The sequence below is a fragment of the Hydrogenophaga sp. RWCD_12 genome (assembly GCF_046604225.1).
Classification (GTDB): Bacteria; Pseudomonadota; Gammaproteobacteria; order Burkholderiales; family Burkholderiaceae_C; genus Hydrogenophaga.
In genome coordinates, this window is record NZ_JBKIXC010000005.1 from 467,871 (window position 1) to 491,584 (window position 23,714).

Genomic DNA, 23,714 nt, shown 5'->3' on the forward strand with positions numbered 1-23,714 from the left:
CACCGGCCTTGAACTATCATTGATTCCATCCTTACCACCAGGTAGTCCCGACCTCCAGACCCATGGCCGACAAAAAAGCCGCTTCCGGCGAAAAGGCGCTCTACTGCTCGTTCTGCGGCAAGAGCCAGCACGAGGTGAAGAAACTCATCGCCGGTCCGTCGGTGTTCATCTGCGACGAATGCATCGATCTGTGCAACGACATCATCCGTGATGAGTTGCCCGGACTCGAGTCGGTCAAATCGGCCGGAGACGACCTGCCCACGCCCGCCGACCTCAAGGCCAACCTGGACGGATACGTGATCGGCCAGGACCCGGCCAAGCGCGCGCTGGCCGTGGCCGTCTACAACCACTACAAGCGCCTGCGTCACAAGCAGGCTGCCCGCAAGGACGAGGTCGAGCTTGCCAAGAGCAACATCCTGCTGATCGGGCCCACGGGTTCGGGCAAGACGCTGCTGGCGCAGACCATGGCGCGCATGCTCAACGTGCCGTTCGTGATGGCCGATGCGACCACGCTGACCGAAGCGGGCTATGTGGGCGAAGACGTCGAGAACATCGTTGCCAAGCTGCTGCAGAGCTGCAACTACGACGTCGAGCGCGCACAGCAGGGCATCGTCTACATCGACGAGATCGACAAGATCACCCGCAAGTCGGACAACCCTTCGATTACCCGCGATGTTTCGGGTGAAGGCGTGCAGCAGGCGCTGCTCAAGCTGATCGAAGGCACGATGGCCAGCGTACCGCCTCAGGGCGGCCGCAAGCACCCGAACCAGGACTTCCTGCAGGTCGACACGACCAACATCCTGTTCATCTGCGGTGGCGCGTTCGCGGGTCTGGAAAAGATCATCGAGAACCGCACCGAAGCTTCTGGCATGGGCTTCGCCGCCGTGGTCAAGAGCAAGCAGCAGCGCAGCCTGACCGAGGCATTCAAGGACATCGAGCCGGAAGACCTGATCAAGTTCGGCCTGATTCCCGAACTGGTGGGGCGTCTGCCGGTGATCGCGAGCCTGGCCGAGCTTAGCGAAGACGCGCTGGTGGAAATCCTGACCACGCCCAAGAATGCGGTGGTCAAGCAGTTCGCCCGTCTGCTGTCGATGGAGGGTGCCGACCTGGAAGTGCGCCCGGCTGCGCTGAAAGCGATCGCTCGCAAGGCGCTGGCCCGCAAGACTGGTGCGCGCGGACTGCGGTCCATCCTGGAAAACGCCCTGATCGACACCATGTTCGAACTGCCTGGCATGAGCAATGTCGAGAAGGTGGTGGTTGACGAGTCCACCATCGAAGAAAACAAACCCCCCCTGCTGGTTTACCGCGAGGCGGCCAAGCAGGCCTGAGCGCGTGCGCCGAATGGACCAGGGTGAACAGGCTGCGCCTGCACCTTGGCCCGCTATTCCTTTCTGAGGTCTGAAATGTCCGGACAAGTACCCCTGCCCAGCACGCCGGTCGACCTGCCACTGTTGCCATTGCGCGATGTGGTGGTCTTTCCCCACATGGTGATTCCGCTGTTCGTCGGCCGCCCCAAGAGCATCAAGGCTCTGGAAGCCGCGATGGAGGCAGAACGCCGCATCATGCTGGTCGCCCAGAAGGCGGCCGCCAAAGACGAGCCCTCGACCGAGGACATGTTCGAGATGGGTTGCGTCGCCACCATCCTGCAGATGCTCAAGTTGCCCGACGGCACCGTGAAGGTGCTGGTCGAAGGCGTGCAGCGCGCCAAGGTGTTGTCGATCAACGACGGTGAAAGCCACTTTGTGGCCAATGTGGCGCCGATCGATCCCGCGCTGGAAAAGCTCGCGAGCCAGAACAACGAACTCGAAGCGCTGCGCCGCGCGGTGATGCAGCAGTTCGACCAGTACGTCAAGCTGAACAAGAAGATCCCGTCCGAGATCCTGACCTCGATCTCCAGCATCGACGACCCGGGTCGCCTGGCCGACACCATTGCCGCGCATCTGCCACTCAAGCTGGAGTCCAAGCAGGTTGTGCTGGATCTGGATCTGGTCAACAAGCGGCTGGAGAACCTGTTCGAACAGCTCGAGAGGGAAGTCGACATTCTCAACGTCGACAAGAAGATCCGTGGGCGCGTCAAGCGCCAGATGGAGAAGAACCAGCGCGACTTCTATCTGAACGAGCAGGTCAAGGCAATCCAGAAGGAGCTCGGCGAAGGCGAAGAGGGCGCCGACATCGAGGAGATCGAGAAGAAGATCAAGCTCGCCAAGATGCCGGCCGAGGCACGCAAGAAGGCCGAAGCCGAGTTCAAGAAGCTCAAGCTGATGTCGCCCATGTCGGCCGAAGCCACCGTGGTGCGCAACTACATCGATGCCCTGGTTGCTCTGCCATGGAGCAAGAAGACCAAGATCAAGCACGACCTGGCGCATGCCGAGGAAGTGCTCAACGAAGACCACTACGGGCTGGACAAGGTCAAGGACCGCATCCTCGAATACCTCGCGGTGCAGCAGCGCGTGGACAAGGTCAAGGCCCCGATCCTGTGTCTGGTCGGCCCTCCGGGTGTGGGCAAGACATCGCTCGGTCAGTCGGTGGCCAAAGCCACCGGGCGCAAGTACGTGCGCATGGCGCTGGGCGGCATGCGCGACGAGGCCGAGATCCGCGGGCACCGCCGCACCTACATCGGTGCGATGCCGGGCAAGGTGCTGCAAAGCCTGTCCAAGGTCGGCACGCGCAATCCTTTGTTCTTGCTTGACGAAATCGACAAGCTGGGGACCGACTTCCGCGGTGACCCGTCGTCGGCGCTGCTGGAAGTGCTGGACCCCGAGCAGAACCACACTTTCGGTGACCATTATGTCGAGGTCGACTTCGACCTGTCGGACGTGATGTTCGTGGCGACCTCGAATTCGATGAACATTCCGCCGGCCCTGCTCGACCGGATGGAAGTCATCCGCCTCTCGGGGTACACCGAAGACGAAAAGACCAACATCGCGATGCGCTACCTGCTGCCCAAGCAGGTCAAAAACAACGGCATTCGCGATGGTGAACTGGAAGTCAAGGAAGAGGCGGTGCGCGACATCGTGCGCTACTACACCCGTGAGGCGGGTGTGCGTTCGCTCGAGCGCGAACTCTCCAAGATCTGCCGCAAGGTGGTCAAGGGGTTGCTGCTCAAGAAATACACACCGACCCTGGTGGTCGATGCCGCCAACCTTGACGAATTTCTGGGCGTGCGAAAGTACTCCTACGGCCGGGCCGAGCAACAGAACCAGGTCGGTCAGGTGGTTGGTCTTGCGTGGACCGAGGTGGGCGGTGACCTCCTGACCATCGAAGTCGCGATCATGCCGGGCAAAGGCGTCATCACGCGCACCGGCTCGTTGGGTGATGTGATGAAGGAGTCGGTCGAGGCTGCCCGCACCGTGGTGCGAAGCCGCGCTCGTATGCTGGGCATCAAGGACGAGCAGTTCGACAAGCGCGACATCCACATTCACGTGCCGGACGGGGCGACGCCCAAGGATGGGCCGAGTGCAGGCGCTGCGATGACAACTGCACTGGTGTCGGCCCTGACGGGCATTCCGGTGCGTGCTGACGTGGCCATGACGGGGGAAATCACCCTGCGAGGTGAAGTGACCGCGATCGGTGGACTCAAGGAAAAGATGCTCGCTGCGCTGCGCGGTGGCATCAAGACCGTAATCATTCCGGAAGAGAACGTCAAGGACCTTGCCGACATTCCCGACAACGTCAAGCAAGGCCTGGAGATCGTTCCGGTGAAGTGGATCGACAAGGTGCTGTCTATTGCGCTGGAACGTCAGCCGGTGCCGTTGACGGATGAGGAGGTTGCGGCGCAGGTCGCGGCCGCCGCTGGTCGCTCGCCTGCACCTTCGCCGGATGCCGTCAAGCACTGAGCAAAAAGTGGAGGGGTCTTGAAAAAGCCCCGTTTTTTGCGCTAGAATTCCAGCTTCTGACGAACATCACCAAACGTCGGAAGTTTGCGGGAATAGCTCAGTTGGTAGAGCGCAACCTTGCCAAGGTTGAGGTCGCGAGTTCGAATCTCGTTTCCCGCTCCAGTTTGAAAAAAGGGAAGCCCGGCTTCCCTTTTTTGTCGAAAGAGAAGGGCCGGTCTCCGGGTCTTCGAATCGGGCGCGATAGCAAATCGGTTATGCAACGGATTGCAAATCCGTCTAGCCCGGTTCGACTCCGGGTCGCGCCTCCAGTCACACTGGATTTTTGCGGGAATAGCTCAGTTGGTAGAGCGCAACCTTGCCAAGGTTGAGGTCGCGAGTTCGAATCTCGTTTCCCGCTCCATTCAAGAAAAACGGGAAGCCTCGGCTTCCCGTTTTCGTTTCGGACATCCCTGCTGGCTCTCTGGTGCTGACATGCTGCCTCAGGCGAAGCGCGCAGAGTGAACCTGCGACAATGCCCGACCGTCCGCCTCGATGGTGAAATTGGTAGACACAGCGGACTTAAAATCCGCCGCTTACCCGTGAGGGAGCGTACCGGTTCGACCCCGGTTCGAGGCACCAGATCCAGTGCACCTTTGCCCCGGGGCGCATTCGCCGCTACAGTGAGTTTCCATGACCCGATACAACGCGCCTTTTGAAATCCATGTGCACGGAGACGTTCCGCTGCGCGAGGATGTGGCCTACGCCCAGATCCAGGACGCGCTCAAACCCCTGTGGCAGTACGCTGGAGCGAAGTCGCTCGCGGCCGCCGCCGAGAGCTCCTACGAAGACGAGCCAGGCATCCGGTTCGATGCGCAGGAGCATGTGCTCCAGATGTGCTGGACGGTTCCGGGTGACGAAGATTTTCGCCAGGTGATCGAAGAGGCCTGCATGGGCCTGAATGAAATCGCTTCGGCCGGAGCACCGATCGAGGTTTCTTTCTACGACACCGAATTCGACGAAGAAGAGGCGCCCGAAGACGAAGAGGCGCGCGACGATTTCATGATGTGTTTCGTGGGACCGACGCCCGCGGCCATCATGCAGGTGCAACGCGATCTGCTGGTGCAAGACGTGGTGCACGTCATGGAGCGCCACTTCGATGCTTCGGAGCTGACGGACGTGGTGGCTTCGATCGACAGCTTGTTCAATCAGCGTTTTGACGCACTGGTGAACTCGATGCAGCTGGGCCGTCCACCGCGCGGTCATGGTGGCTCTTCCGGCCACGGTGGTGGACGCAAGCCGCGCCATCTGCACTGACGCGGCACATGGGCCGACCGAAGGGCGATGCCCTCAACCCTGGCGTTCAAAAGCGCGAGGTGTTTGCGTGGGCGATGTACGACTTCGCGAATTCGGGCTACACCACGGTGGTCCTGACGGCTGTCTTTTCGGCCTACTTCGTCGGGGTGGTCGCTGACGGTGCTCCCTGGGCCACTTTCGCCTGGACCGCTGCCCTGAGCGTGTCCTATGCCATCGTGATGCTCACCATGCCCCTGATCGGTGCCTGGGTGGACCGGCGTGCGGCCAAGAAGCGGTTTTTGCTGTTCAGCACGGTCGGTTGTGTGCTGTCGACCGCTGCGCTTGCCTTTGTCGGGCGCGATGCGGTGGCGCTTGGCGTGCTGCTGATCGTTGTTTCCAATGTCTGTTACTCGTGGGGTGAGTCGCTGATCGCGGCGTTTCTGCCTGAACTGGCGCAGCCGCATGCACTGGGGCGTGTCAGCGGCTGGGGCTGGAGTTTTGGCTACCTGGGCGGCATGTTGGCCCTTGGGCTGAGCCTGGTGGTGGTGCTTCAGGCTCAGGCGGCTGGGCAGTCGGCCGAACAGTTTGTGCCAAAGACCATGTGGATCACGGCGGGGATCTTCGCGGCGTCGGCTTTGGTCACCTTTGTGTGGCTGCGCGAGCGCGCGATGCCCGGCACCGCTGCCGTTGGCGGGGGGCTGGGGCAGGCATGGACGCAACTGCGGACCACGTTCCGTCAAGCACAGCGCTACCGGGATTTCATGTGGCTGCTGGCCTGTGCCGTGGCCTACCAGGGAGGTGTGGCCGTCACGATCACGCTGGCGGCCATCTACGCCGAGCAGGTGATCGGCTTCGAAAAACAGGAGACGATGGTCCTGATCTTCGTGCTGAACATCGCCGCGGCGGTGGGGGCCTTTGCGTTCGGCCACTGGCAGGACAGGGTCGGTCACAAACGGGCGCTGGGCGTGACGCTGCTGGGCTGGGTGCTCACCTGTGTGATTGCCGCACTGACCACCACCAAGGGCGGCTTCTGGTACGCCGCCGCGATTGCCGGTGTCTGCATGGGATCGAGCCAGTCGGCAGGTCGTGCGCTTGCGGGTCTGTTTGCGCCACCCGCCCAGTTGGCCGAGTTCTACGGGCTCTGGGGTTTTGCCGTCCGTCTGTCCAGCATCATCGGGCCGCTGAGTTACGGGGCCATCACCTGGATGACGGGAGGCAACCAGCGGATCGCGATCGCTGCCACGACGCTGATGTTCTTGGCCGGCTGGGTTCTGTTGCAGCGTGTCGATGTCGAGCGCGGCCGCCTGGCTGCGCTGGGCAGCACCTGAATCTCTGCCTGCGGTTCGCTTTCAGCAGGCGAAGTTCTGCCCTGGCGAGGCCAGTCCCAGCCAGCGCTGCGCCGCTTGGGACAGTGGTGCGGGATCGCCGGTCGACAGCAGGACCACACCCGTAGGCGCAGGACTTTCTGTCCCATTCGGTGGAGGCAGGTCCAGCACCGCACGCGTGCGGCGCGCCACCGGAATGCCGGTCTCCACCAGAGTCACTGCATCGCCTGCGAGCTTTTGCAGCATGTCGGCTGCGAACGGGTAGTGCGTGCAGCCCAGTACCAGGGTATCGATGGGAGACGACGTGTGTTCTGACTGAAGCGCTGACCAGTAGCGCTGACACAGCGATTCGATGGCAAGCCGGTCGTTGCGTTCGATGGCGTCGGCCAAGCCGTCGCAGGCCTGGCAGCTGAAGTGCAGGGGATTCTCCGAGGCTTGTTCCAGCCGCTGCCGCAGTCGGGCGAAACGTTCGCTCTCGACCGTGCCGCGGGTGGCCATCACGCCGACATGTCCGGTGCGCGTGATCGCTGCTGCGGGCTTGAGTGCTGGCTCCACGCCCACGATGGGCCATTCCGGGTGCTGGGCGCGCAGGCCTTCGATGGCCAGCGCAGTGGCGGTGTTGCAGGCGACCACCAGAGCGTCGATGCCGAAGTGGTTGCGCAGCCCGTCCGTGATGCGGTGCGCACGCTCTGCCACCTGCTGCTGGCTGCGTTCGCCGTAGGGCGCGTGGGCGCCGTCGGCGAGGTAGACGTAGCGAGCCTGCGGCATTTCGGCCAGCAGGGCACGCAGCACGCTCAGGCCGCCGACCCCACTGTCGAAAACACCGATTGTCTTCAAGCGGCAGCGACCGCGATGCCCTTGAACTCGCCGCTGGCGATGCGCTTCTGCCACTCGGCCGGGCCGGTGATGTGTGCGCTGGTACCGCCGGCGTCGACCGCCACGGTCACTGGCATGTCGACCACGTCGAATTCGTAGATGGCTTCCATGCCCAGATCGGCAAAACCCACGACCTTGGCGCCCTTGATGGCCTTGGACACCAGGTAGGCTGCGCCGCCGACGGCCATCAGGTAGGCGCTCTTGGCGTCCTTGATGGCCTCGATGGCGACCGGGCCACGCTCGGCCTTGCCCACCATCGCGATCAGGCCGGTCTTCTCCAGCATCATGCGGGTGAAGCCATCCATGCGGGTGGCGGTGGTCGGGCCGGCAGGGCCGACGACTTCATCACGCACCGGATCGACCGGGCCCACGTAGTAGATGACGCGGTTGGTGAAGTCCACGGGCAGAGGTTCACCCTTGGCCAGCATGTCCTGGATGCGCTTGTGGGCGGCGTCGCGGCCGGTGAGCATCTTGCCGTTGAGCAGCAAAGTCTGGCCGGGCGTCCAGCTGGCGACCTGTTCCTTGGTCAGCGTATTCAGATCCACACGCTGGCTCTTCTGGGTGTCGGGCTGCCAGTCGACCTTGGGCCACAGGTCCAGGCTCGGGGCTTCGAGGTAGACCGGGCCGGAGCCGTCCATCACGAAGTGAGCGTGGCGTGTCGCAGCGCAGTTGGGGATCATCGCGACCGGTTTGGACGCGGCGTGCGTCGGGTACATCTTGATCTTGACGTCCAGCACGGTGGTCAGGCCGCCCAGGCCCTGCGCGCCGATGCCCAGGGCGTTGACCTTCTCGAACAGTTCCAGGCGCAACTCTTCGACCTGCGTGAGCTTCTCGCCCTTGGATGCCTTGGCCTGCAGCTCGTACATGTCGAGGTCGTCCATCAGGCTTTCCTTGGCCAGCAGCACGGCCTTCTCGGCGGTGCCGCCGATGCCGATGCCCAGCATGCCGGGCGGGCACCATCCGGCGCCCATGGTCGGTACGGTCTTGAGCACCCAGTCGACCAGGGAGTCGCTGGGGTTCATCATGATCATCTTCGACTTGTTCTCCGAGCCGCCACCCTTGGCCGCGACGGTGATGTCTACTTTGTCGCCCGCGACGATCTCGGTGAAGATGACCGCCGGCGTGTTGTCCTTGGTGTTCTTGCGGGCGAACAGCGGGTCGGCCACCACGCTGGCGCGCAGCATGTTGTCGGGATGGTTGTAGCCGCGACGCACACCTTCGTTGATGGCGTCTTCCAGGCTGCCGGTGAAGCCTTCCCACCGCACATCCATGCCGACCTTGAGGAACACGTTGACGATGCCGGTGTCCTGGCAGATCGGGCGGTGCCCGAAGGCGCTCATCTTGGAGTTGGTCAGGATCTGGGCGATGGCGTCCTTGGCTGCGGCGCTTTGCTCACGCTCGTAGGCGCGGGCGAGGTGGGCGATGTAGTCGGCCGGGTGGTAGTAGCTGATGTACTGCAGCGCGGCGGCGACGGATTCGATCAGGTCGTTCTGGCGGATGGAGGTCATGGGGCGGGTCCGTGGGGTGTTGTGCGAAAAATCAGTGATCGGCTTTCTCGGCCACCGGATGCATCAGCCGGTCGGTGGCGGCAATCGCCATGGCGCTGAGCAGGAAGACGACATGGATGATCGTCTGCCACTGCAGCACCTTTTCGTCGTAGTTGGCGGCGTTGATGAAGGTCTTGAGCAGGTGGATCGAGCTGATGCCGATGATGGCGGTGGCCAGCTTGACCTTGAGCACCGAGGCATTGACATGGCTGAGCCACTCGGGCTGGTCGGGATGGTCTTCGAGGTGCATGCGGCTGACAAAGGTCTCATATCCGCCAACGATCACCATGATCAGCAGGTTGCTGATCATGACCACGTCGATCAGCGCCAGCACCACCAGCATGATGATGGTTTCGTTGAGTCCGGTGACCTCGAAATTGTCCTTGTAGCCGATGCTCTTGACCAGGGCAGCCAGTGCGTCCTTGTTGCCGAAGGCGGCCTCGATGAGGTGCACCAGTTCGACCCAGAAATGGACGACGTAGATGGCCTGCGCGGCGATCAGGCCGATGTAGAGCGGCAGCTGCAGCCAGCGGCTGGCAAAGATCAGGTTGGGCAGGGTGCTTCGGGTACCGGGGGTTTTGACGGGGTGGCTCATCGGGCTTGCGTGGATAGACTGGTGCTCGCACACGGGCTGCGCGAACCGGGAATTGTAGGAGCCCCGGCGGATGCGCCGCAGGTGAATCGTCTCAGGATGCGCCGGTGCATGTAAGTGGCTCGTAAGAGCCTTTGCGCACATTCGCCGGGTTCCCAGTTTCATACCCCCCAGAGGAGACACATCCATGTCCACGCCTTCGTCGTCGATCGAATCCACACTGGTTGAAAACCGAGTCTTCGAACCCTCCGAAGCGATGCGCAAAGCCGCTCGCATTTCCGGCATGGACGCCTACAACGCACTGTGCGCCGAGGCCGAAAATGACTTCGAAGGTTTCTGGGCCAAGCACGCCCGCGAAACCCTGACCTGGAGCAAGCCGTTCACCAAGGTGCTCGACGAGTCCAACAAGCCGTTCTACAAGTGGTTCGAAGACGGCGAGCTCAACGCATCGTTCAACTGCCTGGACCGCCACATGGGCACGCCGGTCGAGAACAAGATTGCGATCATCTTCGAAGCCGACGGTGGCGAAGTGACCAAGGTGACGTACCGTGAACTGCTGAACAAGGTGTCGCAGTTTGCGAACGCGTTGAAGGCGCGCGGCGTGAAGAAGGGTGACCGTGTGGTCATCTACATGCCGATGACCATCGAAGGCGTGGTGGCCATGCAGGCCTGCGCCCGGATTGGCGCTACGCACAGTGTGGTGTTTGGCGGCTTCTCCGCCAAGGCGCTGCAGGAGCGCGTCCAGGACGCCGGCGCTGTCGCTGTGATCACCGCCAACTACCAGCTGCGCGGCGGCAAGGAACTGCCGCTGAAGTCCATCGTGGACGAAGGCCTCGCCATGGGTGGCTGCGACACGATCAAGGACGTGATCGTGTTCCAGCGTACCCAGACCGCCGTGAACATGGTCGCTGGCCGCGACAGCTTCATGCATGAAGTGATGGCTGGCCAGTCGACCGACTGCCCCGCCGAAATGGTGAGCGCCGAGCATCCGCTGTTTGTCCTCTACACCTCTGGCTCCACCGGCAAGCCCAAGGGCGTGCAGCACAGCACCGGTGGCTATCTGCTGTGGGCCAACATGACCATGAACTGGACCTTCGACCTGAAGGACAGCGACGTGTTCTGGTGCACCGCCGACATCGGCTGGATCACCGGTCACACCTATGTGGCCTACGGCCCGCTGGCCGCCGGCGCCACGCAGATCGTTTTCGAAGGCGTGCCGACTTACCCGAACGCAGGCCGCTTCTGGCAGATGATCGAAAAGCACAAGTGCACGATCTTCTACACGGCACCGACCGCGATCCGCTCCCTGATCAAGGCTGCAGATGGCGACGAGAAGGTGCACCCGAAGAACTGGGACTTGACCAGCCTGCGCCTGATGGGCTCGGTCGGCGAGCCGATCAACCCCGAAGCCTGGATGTGGTACTACAAGCACGTCGGTGGCGAGCGCTGCCCGATCGTGGACACCTTCTGGCAGACCGAAACCGGCGGCCACATGATCACGCCGCTGCCAGGTGCCACACCGCTGGTGCCGGGTTCCTGCACCCTGCCGCTGCCCGGCATCACTGCCGCCATCGTGGACGAAACCGGCAATGACGTGCCCAACGGTGCGGGCGGTATCCTGGTGGTGAAGAAGCCCTGGCCTTCGATGATCCGCACCATCTGGGGCGACCCTGAGCGTTTCAAGAAGAGCTACTTCCCCGAAGAACTCAAGGGTTACTACCTCGCCGGTGACGGCGCGGTGCGCAGCGCTGACCGCGGGTACTTCCGCATCACCGGCCGCATCGACGACGTGCTGAACGTGTCCGGTCACCGCATGGGCACCATGGAAATCGAATCGGCGCTGGTGGGCAAGAGCGATCTGGTGGCCGAAGCAGCTGTGGTGGGTCGTCCGGACGACCTGACCGGCGAAGCGATCGTGGCATTCGTGGTGCTCAAGCGTTCGCGCCCCACCGGGGACGAAGCCAAGGCGATTGCCAAGGAGCTGCGTGACTGGGTGGGCAAGGAAATCGGCCCGATCGCCAAGCCCAAGGACATCCGTTTTGGTGACAACCTGCCCAAGACCCGCTCGGGCAAGATCATGCGCCGCCTGCTGCGCTCGATCGCCAAGGGAGAGGCCATCACCCAGGACACCTCGACCCTGGAAAACCCGGCCATCCTGGACCAGCTGTCCGAGAACAACTGATCGGTCTGCTGTCACACACCCGGTGTCCTGAGCGGCACCGGGCAACAAAAAACCCGCTGGATTCCAGCGGGTTTTTTGTTGGAGCGAGAGAAGCGATTACTTCTGGCTCAGGACCCAGGCGACCAGCTTCTTGGCTTCGGCTTCGCTCACTTGGGTGTTGGCGGGCATCGGGACAGCGCCCCAGACACCGGAACCGCCCTTGAGCACCTTGGCAGCCAGCATGTCGGCGGCCTTGGGGTCCTTCGCGTACTTGGCAGCGACTTCCTTGTAGGCCGGGCCAACCAGCTTCTTGTCGACAGCGTGGCAGGTCATGCAGTTCTTGGCGGTGGCCAGAGCTTGGTCGGCCATGGCCGAGGTGGAAATGGCGGCCATCGCGGCCATAATGATCAGAGCACGTTTCATGGTGTTGTCCTCGTGGGTAAAAGTGAGAAGCTCACAGCCCAATATTCTATCGAGTCGGCCTGGGCGGACACCACTGCTTACAGTTGCTTGCTGTGTTTTATCCAGCCTTTACCGGAGGGTGTGATGTATTTGTTGCTTGCAGGCATTGGCCTGCTCATCTGGAACTACAACCGGATCGGATTCGTGGCCGACATGTCCTGGTGGTGGGCGCTGTCCCCGTTCGCCCTGGCGGTCGCCTGGTGGACCTGGGCAGACATGACCGGCTACACCAAGCGCAAGGAGATGGAGAAGATGGACCAGAAGAAGCAGGACCGCATCGACAAGCAGCGTGCTGCCCTGGGCATCCGGACCCGCAAGCGCTGAGACAGCCCCGGGACCGTGGTGGGCTTGACCGGTTTCGGTCGGTCGCTGCGGGATAATCGTTGGCTCCCTGACGGCCTCTTGGCCATAACCGTTTCCCTCCCATGCCCGCATACCGTTCCAAGACTTCCACCGCTGGCCGCAACATGGCTGGTGCCCGTGCCCTGTGGCGTGCCACCGGCATGAAGGATGGTGACTTTGCCAAGCCCATCATCGCGATCGCCAACAGCTTCACCCAGTTCGTGCCCGGTCATGTGCACCTGAAGGACCTGGGCCAACTGGTGGCGCGGGAGATCGAAGCCGCCGGCGGTGTGGCCAAGGAGTTCAACACCATCGCTGTGGACGATGGCATTGCCATGGGTCACGACGGCATGCTGTATTCGCTGCCCAGCCGTGAGCTGATCGCCGACTCGGTCGAGTACATGGTGAATGCCCACTGCGCCGATGCGCTGGTGTGCATTTCCAACTGCGACAAGATCACTCCCGGCATGCTGATGGCCGCGATGCGACTGAACATTCCCGTGGTGTTCGTCTCGGGTGGTCCGATGGAAGCTGGCAAGGCCCGCCTGGCCAACCCGCAGACGCAGATCATCGAGCTCAAGAAACTGGACCTGGTGGATGCCATGGTGATGGCCGTGGACAGCAAGGTCAGCGAGAGCGATCTGGCGGAGGTCGAGCGTTCGGCCTGCCCGACCTGCGGATCCTGCTCGGGCATGTTCACCGCCAATTCCATGAACTGCCTGGCCGAGGCGCTGGGCCTGGCGCTGCCGGGCAATGGCACCGTGGTGGCCACCCATGCCGACCGCGAGCAGCTGTTCAAGCGCGCCGGCCGCACGGCGGTGGCACTGTGCGAGCGGTATTACGAACTGGGTGACGAGTCCGTGCTGCCGCGCTCGGTGGGCTTCAAGGCTTTCGAGAACGCGATCACGCTGGACATCGCCATGGGCGGCTCGACCAACACCATCCTGCACCTGCTGGCGATTGCGCAAGAAGCCGGGATCGACTTCACCATGACCGACATCGACCGCCTCTCGCGCGTGGTGCCGCAGCTGTGCAAGGTGGCGCCCAACACCAACAAGTACCACATCGAAGACGTGCACCGCGCAGGCGGCATCATGGCCATCCTGGGTGAACTCGATCGCGCCGGCAAGCTGCACACCGACGTGCCCACCATCCACGCGAAGACCATGAAGGACGCGCTGGACCTGTGGGACATCGCTCGCAACCCGTCCGACGAGGTCAAGACCTTCTACATGGCCGGCCCCGCCGGCATCCCGACGCAGGTGGCGTTCAGCCAGGCCACGCGCTGGCCCAGCCTGGACCTGGACCGCGCCGAGGGCTGCATCCGCTCCTTTGAACACGCCTTCTCGAAAGAGGGCGGTCTGGCCGTGCTGCGGGGGAACATCGCGCTCGATGGCTGTGTGGTGAAGACTGCGGGTGTGGACGAATCCATCCTGGTGTTTGAAGGCTCTGCCTATGTGACCGAATCGCAGGACGAAGCGGTGGCCGACATCCTGGCGGACAAGGTCAAGGCCGGTGATGTGGTGATCGTGCGCTACGAAGGACCCAAGGGCGGTCCGGGTATGCAGGAGATGCTGTACCCGACGAGCTACATCAAGAGCAAGGGCCTGGGCAAGGCCTGTGCGCTCCTGACCGACGGCCGCTTCTCGGGTGGTACTTCGGGCCTGTCCATCGGCCACTGCTCGCCCGAAGCGGCGGCGGGTGGCGCGATTGGCCTGGTGAAGACCGGCGACAAGATCCTCATCGACATCCCCCAGCGCAGCATCAACCTGCTGGTCAGCGACGAAGAACTGGCCAAACGCCGTACCGAACAGGACCAACTGGGCTGGAAGCCGGCGCAGCCGCGTCCCCGCAAGGTGTCGGCGGCGCTCAAGGCGTACGCCCTGCTGGCCACTTCGGCAGACAAGGGCGCTGTGCGGGATCTGTCGTTGCTGGACTGATCCGGGTCTGGCCTGCGTGCACAATCGCAGGCCATGTTGACCCACCCCCAGATCGATCCCGTCGCCCTGCAGCTTGGCCCGCTGGCCATCCACTGGTATGGCATCACGTATCTCGTGGCCTTCGGGCTGTTCCTGCTGCTGGCGCGCGCCAGGCTGAAGCACGAGCCGTTCGTCTCCATCCGGCAACCCCGGCCCTGGGAGTTGCGCGACGTCGAGGACATCCTGTTCCTTGGTGTCATGGGCGTCGTGGTTGGAGGACGCCTAGGCTACTGCCTTTTCTACAAGCCAGCGTACTACCTGAGCCATCCGCTGGAGGTGTTTTACGTCTGGACCGGCGGCATGAGCTTTCATGGCGGCATGCTCGGTGTGCTGGTCGCCATGGTCTGGTATGCGCGCAGCCGCCAGCGGCCCTGGCTGCAAGTGATGGACTTCGTGGCGCCCTGTGTGCCGACCGGGCTGGCGGCCGGGCGGGTGGGCAACTTCATCAACGGTGAGCTCTGGGGCCGGGTGGCCGATCCGTCACTGCCCTGGGCGATGGTTTTCCGTGGCGCTGGCGATCTGCCGCGGCACCCGTCGCAGGTCTACCAGTTCCTGATGGAGGGCGTGCTGCTGTTCGTGTTGCTGTGGCTGTACGCCCGCAAGCCGCGCGCGACGGGGCAGGTGGGGGCGGTGTTCCTGTTCGGCTATGGTGTGTTCCGCTTCATCGCCGAGTTCTTCCGTGAGCCCGACGCCCATCTCGGCCTGCTGTCGTTGGGCATGAGCATGGGGCAGTGGCTGTGCGTGCCCATGATCGTCGGTGGCGCGTTGCTCTGGCTGTGGAGCGGCCGGCGAGCCGTCTGAGCCCTGGGGGAGGGCAAGGGCCTTCCCCTGAATTCCCGTCGGATGTCACGCCGGTGCAAGGGTAAACACCGGTGATCAACTTCGTGTGCTGGACGAAAATTATCTGTAATTACAGGTAATCACAGATGCGACTGGTGCTCAACTCCCTGCACGATGAAGTGGCGGCCAAGCTGCGCGAACGCATCTTCGCCGGCGAGCTGGCGCCGGGCAGCTTCATCGACGAACCGGCGCTGTGCGCCGCCTTGTCCATCTCGCGCACTCCGCTGCGCGAGGCACTCAAGGTGCTGACCGCGGAGGGCCTGCTGCGCCATGAGCCACGCCGGGGCTGCTTCGTTAGCCAGATCACCGAGCAGGACCTGGACGAGATCTTTCCTGTGATTGCGCTGCTCGAAGGGCGCTGTGCCTTTGAGGCTGCCCGCAACGCGACCGACGCCGACCTCGCCGCGCTGGAGCAGTTGCACGACCGGCTGCAACGCAGTGCCAAAGCCCGGCGCATCACCGATTACTACGAAGCCAACTTCGCGATCCATGAAGCCATCATCGTGCTGGCCAACAACCGCTGGCTCGCACAGGTGATCGGTGACCTGCGCAAGATCGTCAAGCTGGCGCGTCTGCAGCAGCTGCATGCACCCGGGCGCCTGGAGCAAAGCCTGTCGGAGCACATGGCGGTGTACGCAGCACTCAAGGCGCGCGACGCAGAAGGCGCCGAAGCCGCCATGCGCACCCATCTCACCCGCCAGCGTGTGGCACTGCGCGACCTGGCCCGTCACCAGACTTCGAGGATTTCGGCATGAACACCCGCGAATGGCTGACCGAACGTGTCTCTCGTCTGCGCCAGCCGGCCCCTGTGGCGGTGCGCTCCACCCAGGAGCGGCTCAAGGCGCGGTTGCGACAGGGCGAAGAAGCGATGTCGCCGCGTGCGCTGCGACAGAAACTCGACGAGCTCAAAGCCATCGTCGATCCGCTGGTCAGCGAGGTCGAAGGCGGTCGGCGCGCGGGCGCTCTGATCGACTGGTACGCGGGCGCCTCGGTGGCCCACCGACGCGATCTGTGGCTGCTGATGAGCGAGCGTTTCGTGGCCGACCCGCTTCAGGTCAAGGCCGCGCAGGAACAGTACCTCAAGTCGGTGGGCACGCCCGACGAGGCGGCCGCCGAAGTGCTGTACCGCCGCGCCACCGTGTCGCCACGGCGGCGCCTGCTGCAGCGCTTCAGCGCTCATCCGGACGGCATTCCCTTTCTGGTGAACCTGCGGGCCGAGATGCAGCCGCCGCTCAAGGCAGACAAGCGGCTGCTCGCGCTGGACGTGGAGATGGAGTACATGTTCTCCACCTGGTTCGACGTCGGGTTTCTGGAGCTGCGTCGCATCAGCTGGGACTCGCCAGCGTCGTTGGTGGAGAAGCTCATCAGGTACGAGGCGGTGCACGACATCCGCAGCTGGGACGACGTGAAGAACCGGCTGGACAGCGATCGCCGCTGCTACGGCTTCTTCCACCCGCGCCTGCCAGGCGAGCCGCTGATCTTCGTGGAGGTTGCGCTGATCAACGAAGTGGCGTCCAGCATCACGCCACTGCTGGACGAAGCCGCCGCGCCAGCCGATCTGGACCGCGCCACCACGGCGATCTTCTATTCCATCAGCAACACGCAGACCGGTCTGCGTGGTGTCAGCTTTGGCGATTCGCTGATCAAGCGGGTGGTGGAGTGCCTGCACGAAGAGTTTCCGCGCCTCAAGACCTTTGCCACGCTGTCGCCGATCCCCGGGCTGCGGGCCTGGCTGAACAAGAACGCGCCCGCCGAACTGCTGCAGGCCTGGGATGCCGCCCCCGACCTGGCCGAGAAGTCACCACCCCGCGTGGCCCTCAAACAGTGGGCGGCCCGCTACCTGGCCAGCGAACTGCACGACGGCAAGCCGCTGGACGCGGTGGCGCGTTTCCATCTGGGCAACGGCGCCCGCGTCGAGCGGCTGAACTGGGCGGCCGATCCGTCGGCCAAAGGCCTCCGGCAGTCCTACGGCCTGATGGTGAACTACCTCTACGATCTCAAGAAGATCGACAAGAACCGGGCCGCCCTCGCGCAAGGCAAGATTCCGATCGCCCCGGCGATCAAGGACCTGCTCCCCTGATGACGACACTTTGACAACCACAACGGAGACAAACCATGCAAGCAAACGGATTCCAGCGGCGCGATGTGCTGCGCCTCGCCGCGGCCAGCGCCGCCCTGTTCGGCACCGTCGGCCACGCGCAGAGCGCCTGGCCCAGCAAACCGGTGACCTTGATCGTGCCGTTCCCGGCCGGCGGCGGCACCGATGCCTTTGCGCGACCGATGGCGGCCCAGTTCAGCCGGCTCTCCGGCAAGTCGCTCGTGATCGACAACCGGGGTGGTGCCGGTGGCACGCTGGGGGCAGGCATCGCGGCCAAAGCCGCCCCCGATGGCTACACCCTGTTCATGGGGGCGGTGCACCACACCATCGCACCCAGCATGTACCCGAAGCTGGACTACGACCTGGAACGCGATTTCGTGCCGCTGATCCTCGTGGCCAGCGTGCCGCAGGTGCTGGTGGTCAACGCCAAGAAGTTCGCCAACCAGGACTTCAAGGCCTTCCTGGCCCAGGTCAAGGCCAACCCTGGCAAGCTCAACTACGGCTCGGCCGGTGGCGGCACTTCCCACCACCTGGCCGGCGAGCTGTTCAAGCAGCAGAGCAAGACGTTCATCACCCACATTCCCTATCGCGGCGCCGGTCCGGCGCTCAACGACCTGATCGCCGGCAACGTGGACATGATGTTCGACGGACTCGGCTCTTCGGCTGCGCACATCAAGGGTGGGCGGATCAAGGCCTTGATGGTCTCTGGTGGCAAGCGCAACCCGGCGTTTCCGGATGTGCCCTGCGCGGCCGAACTGGGGATGCCCGACTACAACGTGACCACCTGGTACGGCATCTGGGCGCCCAAGGGCACCCCTGCCGACGCGCAGTCGCGTGCGGTGGAGGAGATCCGCAAGGCCGCGCAGACCGACGAAGCGAAGGCCGTCTGGGCGGCGCAAGGTGCCGAGTTCCCCAACCTGACCGGCGCGCAGTTCGACGGGTTCATCAAGGGTGAACTCAGGAAGTGGGCGCAGGTGGTCAAGGCCTCGGGCGCCACGCTCGACTGATTCACCCCACAGAAAGCAGAAAGGCACGCATGAGCGGACAGGTCCGTCTGATCGTTGAAGGCAGCACCGCGCAGGTGACCTTGTCGAATCCCGCCAAGTTCAACGCCATGTCGCGCGCGATGTGGCGGGAGCTTCGGCAGGTGTTCACCGGGCTGCAGCGAAGCACTGAGGTTCGGGCGGTGCTGGTGGCGGGGGAGGGGGGGCATTTCTGTGCGGGCGGAGACATCGCCGAATACACCGACTTCCGCTTTCACTCCGAGGGCCTGCGGGACTTTCACGAGAGCGACGTGTGGGGCGGTCTTTCGGCCATGCAGGACTGCGAACTGCCCATCGTGGCGCAGATCGAGGGCAACTGCATGGGCGCCGGCGTGGAGATCGCCAGCTGCTGCGACATCCGCATCGCAGGGCAGGGCGCACTCTTCGGCGCACCGATCGCCAAGCTGGGCTTTCCGATGGCGCCGCGCGAGGCCGAACTGGTGGCGCGTGAGGCGGGACTGGCCACGGCGCGTCAGATGTTGCTGGAAGCGGCGGTTCTGGACGCCGGCACGCTGCTGGCGCGGGGCTTTCTGCACACAGTGGTGGCCGATGCCGAAGTTCCGGCCGAGACGCTGTCGCGCGTCCAGCGCATCACCCGCCTGGCGCCGCAGGCTGCGCGCCTGAACAAGCAGATGCTGCGAGCCCTGGCGCAGGGACGCACCGCCGAAACTCTCCTGCCGACCGCCTACGACTACGCCGACAGCGCCGAACACCGGGAGGGGATTGCCGCATTCCTGGCCAAGCGTGCGCCCCATTTCTGAACGCTTCTTTCGACCCACACCATGAGCAACAGCAACCTCTTTGTCGCACTGCGCGACGCTTTTCCCGCCGACCTCGACCTCGCTGCGGTCGAAACCGACGACGGCCTGACCTATTCCTGGCGCGACCTGGACCGCGCCACTGCCATGGTGGCCAATCTGCTGGATTCACTGGACCTGCCGCCCGCGTCCCGCATTGCGGTGCAAGTGGAGAAGTCGGTCGAGGCCATGGTGCTGTACCTGGCCACGCTGCGGGCCGGCCATGTCTTCCTGCCGCTGAACACGGCCTACCAGAGCGCCGAAATCGAATACTTCATCGGCAACGCCGAACCCGCGGTGGTGGTCTGCAGCCCCAAGAACCACGGCTGGGTCAGCAAGATCGCTTTCACCGCCGGCACGCAATACGTCTTCACGCTGGGTGATGACCGCACCGGCAGGCTGCTCGAGCGCGCCGCCCACCACAGCGACCGCCACACGCCCGCCGTGCGGCAGGACGACGACCTGGCCGCCATCCTCTACACCAGCGGCACCACCGGCCGCAGCAAGGGCGCCATGCTCACGCACGGCAACATGCGCAGCAACGCGCTGATGCTGCGCGACTACTGGCAATGGCGGGCGGACGACGTGCTGATCCACGCGTTGCCCATCTTCCACGTGCACGGCCTGTTCGTGGCCATCCACGGGGCGCTCATCAACGGCAGCAAGATGATCTGGCTGTCGAAATTCGATCCGAAGCTGGCGATCAGCAAGTTCCCCGAAGCCACGGTCTTCATGGGCGTGCCCACGTTGTACGTGCGCATGCTGGCCGAGCCGACGCTGACCCAGGCACAGGCCGCACACATGCGCCTGTTCATCTCGGGCTCGGCGCCGCTGCTGATCGAGACCTTCACCGAGTGGCAGAGCCGCACCGGCCAGACCATCCTGGAGCGCTACGGCATGAGCGAGACAGTGATGCTGACCTCCAATCCCTGCGGGACGGACGCGCGCTTTGGCGGTGCCACCGAACGGCGCGGCGGCACGGTCGGTTTCCCGCTGCCGGGCGTGACCTTGCGGGTGGTGGACGATGCAGGCAATGCGGTGCCTCGTGGTGAGATCGGTGGCATCCAGGTCAGCGGTCCCAATGTGTTCAAGGGCTACTGGCGCATGCCCGAGAAGACCGCCGAAGAGTTCACTGCCGACGGATTCTTCAAGACCGGCGACGTGGGCCGGGAGGACGCCGACGGTTATGTGACCATCGTCGGCCGCAGCAAGGACCTGATCATCTCCGGCGGCTACAACGTCTACCCGGCCGAGATCGAGGGCTACATCAACGACATGCCGGGGGTGGCCGAGAGCGCGGTGGTCGGGGTGCCGCACCCGGACTTCGGCGAAGTTGGCGTCGCGGTCATCATCGCCAGGCTTGGCGCCACGGTGAACCCGGACCAGGTGGTCGCCGATCTCAAGGCGAAGCTGGCGAACTTCAAGATCCCCAAGCGCTGTGTGGTGGTCAGCGAACTGCCGCGCAACACCATGGGCAAGGTGCAGAAGAACCTGCTACGAGACCAATACAAGGGTTCGTTCGCCTGATCGGCCTGTCCCCAACAAAAAAGGCCCGCTGTGCGGGCCTTTGTTTTTCCGGAACAGGTGCTCAGCGCAACACAAGGACCGGAATGTGCGAGTGCGTCAGCACCTGCTGGGTTTCGCTGCCCAGCAGCAGGCGCTTGATGCCCTTGCGGCCATGCGAGGCCATCACGATCAGGTCGACCTTGTTGCGCTTGGCAGCCGCGATGATGGCTTCCGCAATCAGGTCAGACTTGACAGTCACCGGCTTGACCTTGACTTCCATCTTCTGGCCGGCTGCCTTCACGGCATTGACGGCCTCCAGGGCTTCGTCGTTCCACTGCTTTTCGATGCGAGCCACTTCGGCCGCCGCCAGAGCGACGCCGCCTTCGAAGTAGGTTTGCGGATAGCGCGGAACCACCTTGAGGGCCACGACCTCAGCGCCGGTGATGTCGGCCAGGTTGATGGCGTGTTCGACCGCCATGTTCGACAGTTTGGAGCCGTCAGTGGCCACGAGGATGCGCTTGTACATGGTTTTCTCCTTTGTGAGGGAACTTGGAAAGACAATATAGGCTATGCGACGCTCGCCGGGTGACGCTTGACGCATGTCAATCGAATGAATCGCGACCTCCAGTACCCTCGCGGCATGAACGAGGCAGCCACCGTGCCCCCGGTGGGGCTGATGATGAACAACGCACCTTCGAACCCGGCTTCCCCAGTGGAAAGCCTGTTCGGAACCCACCGTGGGCCGCTGACGGTCACCGACGATTTCACCGTGCTGGACGACCCGGTCGAGCAGCGCGAATTCACGGAAATCAAGGAAATCGACGGCCAATCGGTCGCGGAATCCGTGCTGCTGGTGCAGGGCATGTACTGCGCGGCCTGCGCGGACACGGTCGAGTGCGCCCTGCAGGATCTGCCGGGCGTGCGCAGTGCGCGGGTCCATGCGGCCACGCGGCGCCTGATGCTGCAATGGGACCCGTCCGCCACCCGCATGTCCTCGCTGGCCGGAGCGGTCGGCGCCACGGGCTACCGGTTGCTGCCGTTACATCAGGCCCTGTCGATCAGCGAGCGGCTGAAGGAGACGCGGCTCGCGTTGTGGCGCCTGTTCGTGGCCGGCTTCTGCGCCATGCAGGTGATGATGTATGCGTGGCCGGCCTACGTGGCTGGTCCGGGCGAGATGGAGCCGGACATCGAGCAACTGCTGCGCTGGGCCAGCTGGGTGCTGAGCGTGCCGGTGGTCACCTTTGCCAGCGGTCCGTTCTTCCGCGGTGCGTGGCGCGACCTCAAGCTGGGTCGCGTGGGCATGGACACGCCGGTGTCGATTGGCATCTTTGTGGCCTTCGTCGCCAGTTCCGCCGCCACCTTCGATCCGACCGGGCCGTGGGGCCGCGATGTCTGGTTCGACTCCATGACCATGTTTGTGTTCTTCCTGCTGGGAGGGCGCTATCTGGAGCTCAAGGCGCGCGACCGCACGGCGGGGGCGCTGGATGCGCTCATGAACCGTCTGCCCGAGACCTGCGAACGCCAGAAACCCGACGGTGCGTTCGAGACGCTGTCGGTGCGTCGCCTGGAGGTGGGCAATGTGGTGCGGGTGCAGGCAGGGCAGGCGTTCCCCGGCGATGGGAGGCTGCTCGCCGAATCGGCCACGGTGGACGAGGCCTTGCTGACTGGCGAGTCCCGTCCGGTCACGCGCAGGGCCGGTGAGTCCGTGGTGGCGGGCAGTTTCAACCTCGCGGGCCCGGTACTGGTGAGTGTCGAGCGGCTCGGCCGCGACACGCGGTTCTCGCAGATCGTGGCCCTGATGGAAAAGGCATCGACAGAAAAGCCTCGCCTGGCTGTGCTGGCCGACCGGATCGCGGCGCCGTTCCTGATGCTGGTGCTGGCGGCCGCTGCTGCGGCGGCCTGGTATTGGTGGCACATCGACCACTCCAAGGCGCTGGCAGTGGCCATCGCGGTGCTGATCGTGACCTGTCCCTGCGCGTTGTCGCTGGCCACGCCGGCGGCCATGTTGAGCTCGGCAGGGGCACTGGCCCGGCGCGGCATTCTCGTGCGGCGCCTGCAGGCCTTTGAAACCCTGGCCAATATCGATACCGTCGTGTTTGACAAGACCGGCACGCTGACTCAGGATCGCCTGGTGCTATCGGGCATTTCGCTGCGGGATGGTGCGGACCGCCAGCAGGCGTTGCTGCTCGCCGGAGCGTTGGCGCAAGGATCGCTGCACCCGGTGTCACGGGCCATTGCGGAAGCCGCCAGTTCAGAGAGCGATGCGGAAATGCCTGCCCTGACCGACATCGTCGAAACGCCAGGGCAGGGCATGCAGGGCCGCGATGCGCAAGGCAAGCGGATTCGCCTCGGCTCTGCCGCGTTCTGTGGTGTGACGGATGCCGATGGCGATGCAGACACCCGGGTGTGGCTGGCCGATGCCCAGGGTTGGCTGGCCCGTTTCTCGATGGAAGAGGGCCTGCGCGAAGACGCTCGGGCGGCAGTGGTCGCTCTGCACGATGCAGGCGTCAGGACCCGTCTGCTGTCGGGTGACCGCGCGCAGGCGGCCGAGACGGTGGCCCGGCTGATCGGGGTGCAGGACGTGGTGTCCGGCGCATCGCCCGAGGACAAGCTCGCGGATGTGGTGGCGCTGCAGGCCAAGGGGCACACGCTGGCGATGGTGGGCGACGGGCTGAACGACGGTCCAGTGCTTGCGCGGGCCGATACCTCGTTTGCGCTTGGCCACGCGGCTCCCCTGGCCCAGGCCCAGGCCGACTACGTGCTGCAGAGCGGTCAGGTGATGGACGTCGTGTCGACACTTCTGCAGGCGCGCCGCACCATGCGCATCGTCCGTCAGAACCTTGTATGGGCCGCGGTGTACAACGTGGTCAGTGTGCCGATGGCACTGGTGGGCTGGATGCCTCCTTGGCTGGCCGGTCTGGGCATGGCGGCGAGTTCATTGCTGGTGATCCTCAATGCCCTGAGGCTGGCTGCCGGGCCAGGTGCTGCCGAGGCAGTCGGACAGATCACTGTTTCAGATTGAGATTTTTCGAGGATCC

19 protein-coding genes and 4 tRNA genes are annotated in these 23,714 nt (G+C 64.0%); 18 read left to right on the forward strand and 5 right to left on the reverse strand.

Going from position 1 to position 23,714, the window contains the following annotated elements; all coding sequences use genetic code 11:
- Window positions 1-62: 62 nt before the first annotated feature.
- The 8 genes from clpX to ACLIJ1_RS20835 all read left to right on the forward strand — a co-directional run bounded on the left by clpX (window position 63) and on the right by ACLIJ1_RS20835 (window position 6,436).
- A complete protein-coding gene (gene clpX / locus ACLIJ1_RS20800) occupies window positions 63-1,328 on the forward strand; it encodes an ATP-dependent Clp protease ATP-binding subunit ClpX (RefSeq protein ID WP_411367467.1) in 1,266 nt (421 codons plus the stop codon).
- Between the two features lie 75 nt (window positions 1,329-1,403).
- Window positions 1,404-3,836, forward strand: coding sequence for an endopeptidase La (gene lon / locus ACLIJ1_RS20805; RefSeq protein WP_411367468.1), 2,433 nt, complete (start codon window positions 1,404-1,406; stop codon window positions 3,834-3,836).
- An 86-nt stretch (window positions 3,837-3,922) separates the two neighbouring features.
- Window positions 3,923-3,998: transfer RNA gene (locus tag ACLIJ1_RS20810), tRNA-Gly, on the forward strand.
- Window positions 3,999-4,070: 72 nt separating this feature from the next.
- Window positions 4,071-4,144: transfer RNA gene (locus tag ACLIJ1_RS20815), tRNA-Cys, on the forward strand.
- Between the two features lie 16 nt (window positions 4,145-4,160).
- Window positions 4,161-4,236, forward strand: a tRNA-Gly gene (locus ACLIJ1_RS20820).
- Between the two features lie 125 nt (window positions 4,237-4,361).
- Window positions 4,362-4,454, forward strand: a tRNA-Leu gene (locus ACLIJ1_RS20825).
- Window positions 4,455-4,505: 51 nt separating this feature from the next.
- On the forward strand, window positions 4,506-5,129 hold the full coding sequence (locus tag ACLIJ1_RS20830) for a DUF6806 family protein (protein ID WP_411367469.1): 624 nt from the start codon (window positions 4,506-4,508) through the stop codon (window positions 5,127-5,129).
- 8 nt (window positions 5,130-5,137) lie between these two features.
- Window positions 5,138-6,436, forward strand: a complete 1,299-nt coding sequence (locus ACLIJ1_RS20835) for an MFS transporter (protein WP_411367470.1) — start codon at window positions 5,138-5,140, stop codon at window positions 6,434-6,436.
- 21 nt (window positions 6,437-6,457) lie between these two features.
- Here ACLIJ1_RS20835 and murI read toward each other — a convergent pair whose 3' ends face one another.
- The 3 genes from murI to ACLIJ1_RS20850 are packed head-to-tail and all read right to left on the reverse strand — an operon-like array spanning window position 6,458 to window position 9,451.
- Window positions 6,458-7,270 carry a glutamate racemase gene (gene murI / locus ACLIJ1_RS20840; protein WP_411367471.1) on the reverse strand — a complete coding sequence of 271 codons (813 nt, stop codon included), beginning with the start codon at window positions 7,268-7,270 and terminating at the stop codon, window positions 6,458-6,460.
- Window positions 7,267-8,817: a fumarate hydratase gene (locus ACLIJ1_RS20845; RefSeq protein WP_411367472.1), complete on the reverse strand. Its 1,551-nt coding sequence runs from the start codon at window positions 8,815-8,817 to the stop codon at window positions 7,267-7,269. The genes murI and ACLIJ1_RS20845 overlap by 4 nt, the downstream gene beginning before the upstream one ends.
- Window positions 8,818-8,848: 31 nt before the next feature.
- Window positions 8,849-9,451, reverse strand: coding sequence for a TIGR00645 family protein (locus tag ACLIJ1_RS20850; protein ID WP_411367473.1), 603 nt, complete (start codon window positions 9,449-9,451; stop codon window positions 8,849-8,851).
- A 184-nt stretch (window positions 9,452-9,635) separates the two neighbouring features.
- Between ACLIJ1_RS20850 and acs the strand changes: the two genes are divergently transcribed.
- Window positions 9,636-11,630, forward strand: a complete 1,995-nt coding sequence (gene acs / locus ACLIJ1_RS20855) for an acetate--CoA ligase (RefSeq protein ID WP_411367474.1) — start codon at window positions 9,636-9,638, stop codon at window positions 11,628-11,630.
- Between the two features lie 96 nt (window positions 11,631-11,726).
- On the opposite strand, the gene ACLIJ1_RS20860 is transcribed toward acs, so the two are convergent.
- Complete coding sequence (locus ACLIJ1_RS20860; RefSeq protein ID WP_411367475.1) at window positions 11,727-12,032, reverse strand: c-type cytochrome; 306 nt, start codon at window positions 12,030-12,032, stop codon at window positions 11,727-11,729.
- A 123-nt stretch (window positions 12,033-12,155) separates the two neighbouring features.
- Between ACLIJ1_RS20860 and ACLIJ1_RS20865 the strand changes: the two genes are divergently transcribed.
- The 8 genes from ACLIJ1_RS20865 (at window position 12,156) to ACLIJ1_RS20900 (ending at window position 20,697) form a co-directional block, all read left to right on the forward strand.
- Complete coding sequence (locus ACLIJ1_RS20865) at window positions 12,156-12,395, forward strand: TIGR04438 family Trp-rich protein (protein WP_411367476.1); 240 nt, start codon at window positions 12,156-12,158, stop codon at window positions 12,393-12,395.
- 101 nt (window positions 12,396-12,496) lie between these two features.
- The gene (ilvD, locus tag ACLIJ1_RS20870) at window positions 12,497-14,353 is read left to right on the forward strand and encodes a dihydroxy-acid dehydratase (RefSeq protein ID WP_411367477.1); all 1,857 of its coding nucleotides are present in this window, start codon (window positions 12,497-12,499) and stop codon (window positions 14,351-14,353) included.
- A 33-nt stretch (window positions 14,354-14,386) separates the two neighbouring features.
- Window positions 14,387-15,193 (forward strand): prolipoprotein diacylglyceryl transferase, encoded by an 807-nt coding sequence (lgt, locus tag ACLIJ1_RS20875; protein WP_411367478.1) that lies wholly within the window; start codon window positions 14,387-14,389, stop codon window positions 15,191-15,193.
- A gap of 125 nt (window positions 15,194-15,318) precedes the next feature.
- The gene (locus tag ACLIJ1_RS20880; RefSeq protein ID WP_411367479.1) at window positions 15,319-15,987 is read left to right on the forward strand and encodes a GntR family transcriptional regulator; all 669 of its coding nucleotides are present in this window, start codon (window positions 15,319-15,321) and stop codon (window positions 15,985-15,987) included.
- Window positions 15,984-17,312 carry a malonyl-CoA decarboxylase domain-containing protein gene (locus ACLIJ1_RS20885; RefSeq protein WP_411367480.1) on the forward strand — a complete coding sequence of 443 codons (1,329 nt, stop codon included), beginning with the start codon at window positions 15,984-15,986 and terminating at the stop codon, window positions 17,310-17,312. Before ACLIJ1_RS20880 ends, ACLIJ1_RS20885 begins: the two co-directional genes overlap by 4 nt.
- A 35-nt stretch (window positions 17,313-17,347) precedes the next feature.
- On the forward strand, window positions 17,348-18,337 hold the full coding sequence (locus ACLIJ1_RS20890; protein WP_411367481.1) for a Bug family tripartite tricarboxylate transporter substrate binding protein: 990 nt from the start codon (window positions 17,348-17,350) through the stop codon (window positions 18,335-18,337).
- A 29-nt stretch (window positions 18,338-18,366) separates the two neighbouring features.
- Window positions 18,367-19,134 carry an enoyl-CoA hydratase/isomerase family protein gene (locus ACLIJ1_RS20895; protein ID WP_411367482.1) on the forward strand — a complete coding sequence of 256 codons (768 nt, stop codon included), beginning with the start codon at window positions 18,367-18,369 and terminating at the stop codon, window positions 19,132-19,134.
- A 21-nt stretch (window positions 19,135-19,155) separates the two neighbouring features.
- Complete coding sequence (locus ACLIJ1_RS20900) at window positions 19,156-20,697, forward strand: malonate--CoA ligase (RefSeq protein WP_411367483.1); 1,542 nt, start codon at window positions 19,156-19,158, stop codon at window positions 20,695-20,697.
- Between the two features lie 61 nt (window positions 20,698-20,758).
- Here the strand turns inward: ACLIJ1_RS20900 and ACLIJ1_RS20905 are convergent, their stop codons facing one another.
- Complete coding sequence (locus ACLIJ1_RS20905; protein WP_411367484.1) at window positions 20,759-21,202, reverse strand: universal stress protein; 444 nt, start codon at window positions 21,200-21,202, stop codon at window positions 20,759-20,761.
- Window positions 21,203-21,316: 114 nt separating this feature from the next.
- On the opposite strand from ACLIJ1_RS20905, the gene ACLIJ1_RS20910 reads away from it, so the two are divergent.
- Entirely contained in the window at window positions 21,317-23,698 is a 2,382-nt protein-coding gene (locus ACLIJ1_RS20910; RefSeq protein ID WP_411367485.1) for a heavy metal translocating P-type ATPase, read from the forward strand.
- The last annotated feature ends 16 nt before the right edge of the window (window positions 23,699-23,714 follow it).

Bases quoted from the DNA above. Each gene is read 5' to 3' on its own strand.
- ACLIJ1_RS20845 (WP_411367472.1), bottom strand. From the start codon at position 8,817: ATGACCTCCATCCGCCAGAACGACCTGATCGAATCCGTCGCCGCCGCG.
- ACLIJ1_RS20865 (WP_411367476.1), top strand. From the start codon at position 12,156: ATGTATTTGTTGCTTGCAGGCATTGGCCTGCTCATCTGGAACTACAAC.
- ACLIJ1_RS20830 (WP_411367469.1), top strand. From the start codon at position 4,506: ATGACCCGATACAACGCGCCTTTTGAAATCCATGTGCACGGAGACGTT.
- ACLIJ1_RS20900 (WP_411367483.1), top strand. From the start codon at position 19,156: ATGAGCAACAGCAACCTCTTTGTCGCACTGCGCGACGCTTTTCCCGCC.
- ACLIJ1_RS20850 (WP_411367473.1), bottom strand. From the start codon at position 9,451: ATGAGCCACCCCGTCAAAACCCCCGGTACCCGAAGCACCCTGCCCAAC.
- acs (WP_411367474.1), top strand. From the start codon at position 9,636: ATGTCCACGCCTTCGTCGTCGATCGAATCCACACTGGTTGAAAACCGA.
- ACLIJ1_RS20885 (WP_411367480.1), top strand. From the start codon at position 15,984: ATGAACACCCGCGAATGGCTGACCGAACGTGTCTCTCGTCTGCGCCAG.
- ACLIJ1_RS20895 (WP_411367482.1), top strand. From the start codon at position 18,367: ATGAGCGGACAGGTCCGTCTGATCGTTGAAGGCAGCACCGCGCAGGTG.
- ACLIJ1_RS20890 (WP_411367481.1), top strand. From the start codon at position 17,348: ATGCAAGCAAACGGATTCCAGCGGCGCGATGTGCTGCGCCTCGCCGCG.
- ACLIJ1_RS20910 (WP_411367485.1), top strand. From the start codon at position 21,317: ATGAACGAGGCAGCCACCGTGCCCCCGGTGGGGCTGATGATGAACAAC.
- ACLIJ1_RS20860 (WP_411367475.1), bottom strand. From the start codon at position 12,032: ATGAAACGTGCTCTGATCATTATGGCCGCGATGGCCGCCATTTCCACC.
- ACLIJ1_RS20835 (WP_411367470.1), top strand. From the start codon at position 5,138: ATGGGCCGACCGAAGGGCGATGCCCTCAACCCTGGCGTTCAAAAGCGC.
- ilvD (WP_411367477.1), top strand. From the start codon at position 12,497: ATGCCCGCATACCGTTCCAAGACTTCCACCGCTGGCCGCAACATGGCT.
- clpX (WP_411367467.1), top strand. From the start codon at position 63: ATGGCCGACAAAAAAGCCGCTTCCGGCGAAAAGGCGCTCTACTGCTCG.
- ACLIJ1_RS20880 (WP_411367479.1), top strand. From the start codon at position 15,319: ATGCGACTGGTGCTCAACTCCCTGCACGATGAAGTGGCGGCCAAGCTG.
- lgt (WP_411367478.1), top strand. From the start codon at position 14,387: ATGTTGACCCACCCCCAGATCGATCCCGTCGCCCTGCAGCTTGGCCCG.
- ACLIJ1_RS20905 (WP_411367484.1), bottom strand. From the start codon at position 21,202: ATGTACAAGCGCATCCTCGTGGCCACTGACGGCTCCAAACTGTCGAAC.
- lon (WP_411367468.1), top strand. From the start codon at position 1,404: ATGTCCGGACAAGTACCCCTGCCCAGCACGCCGGTCGACCTGCCACTG.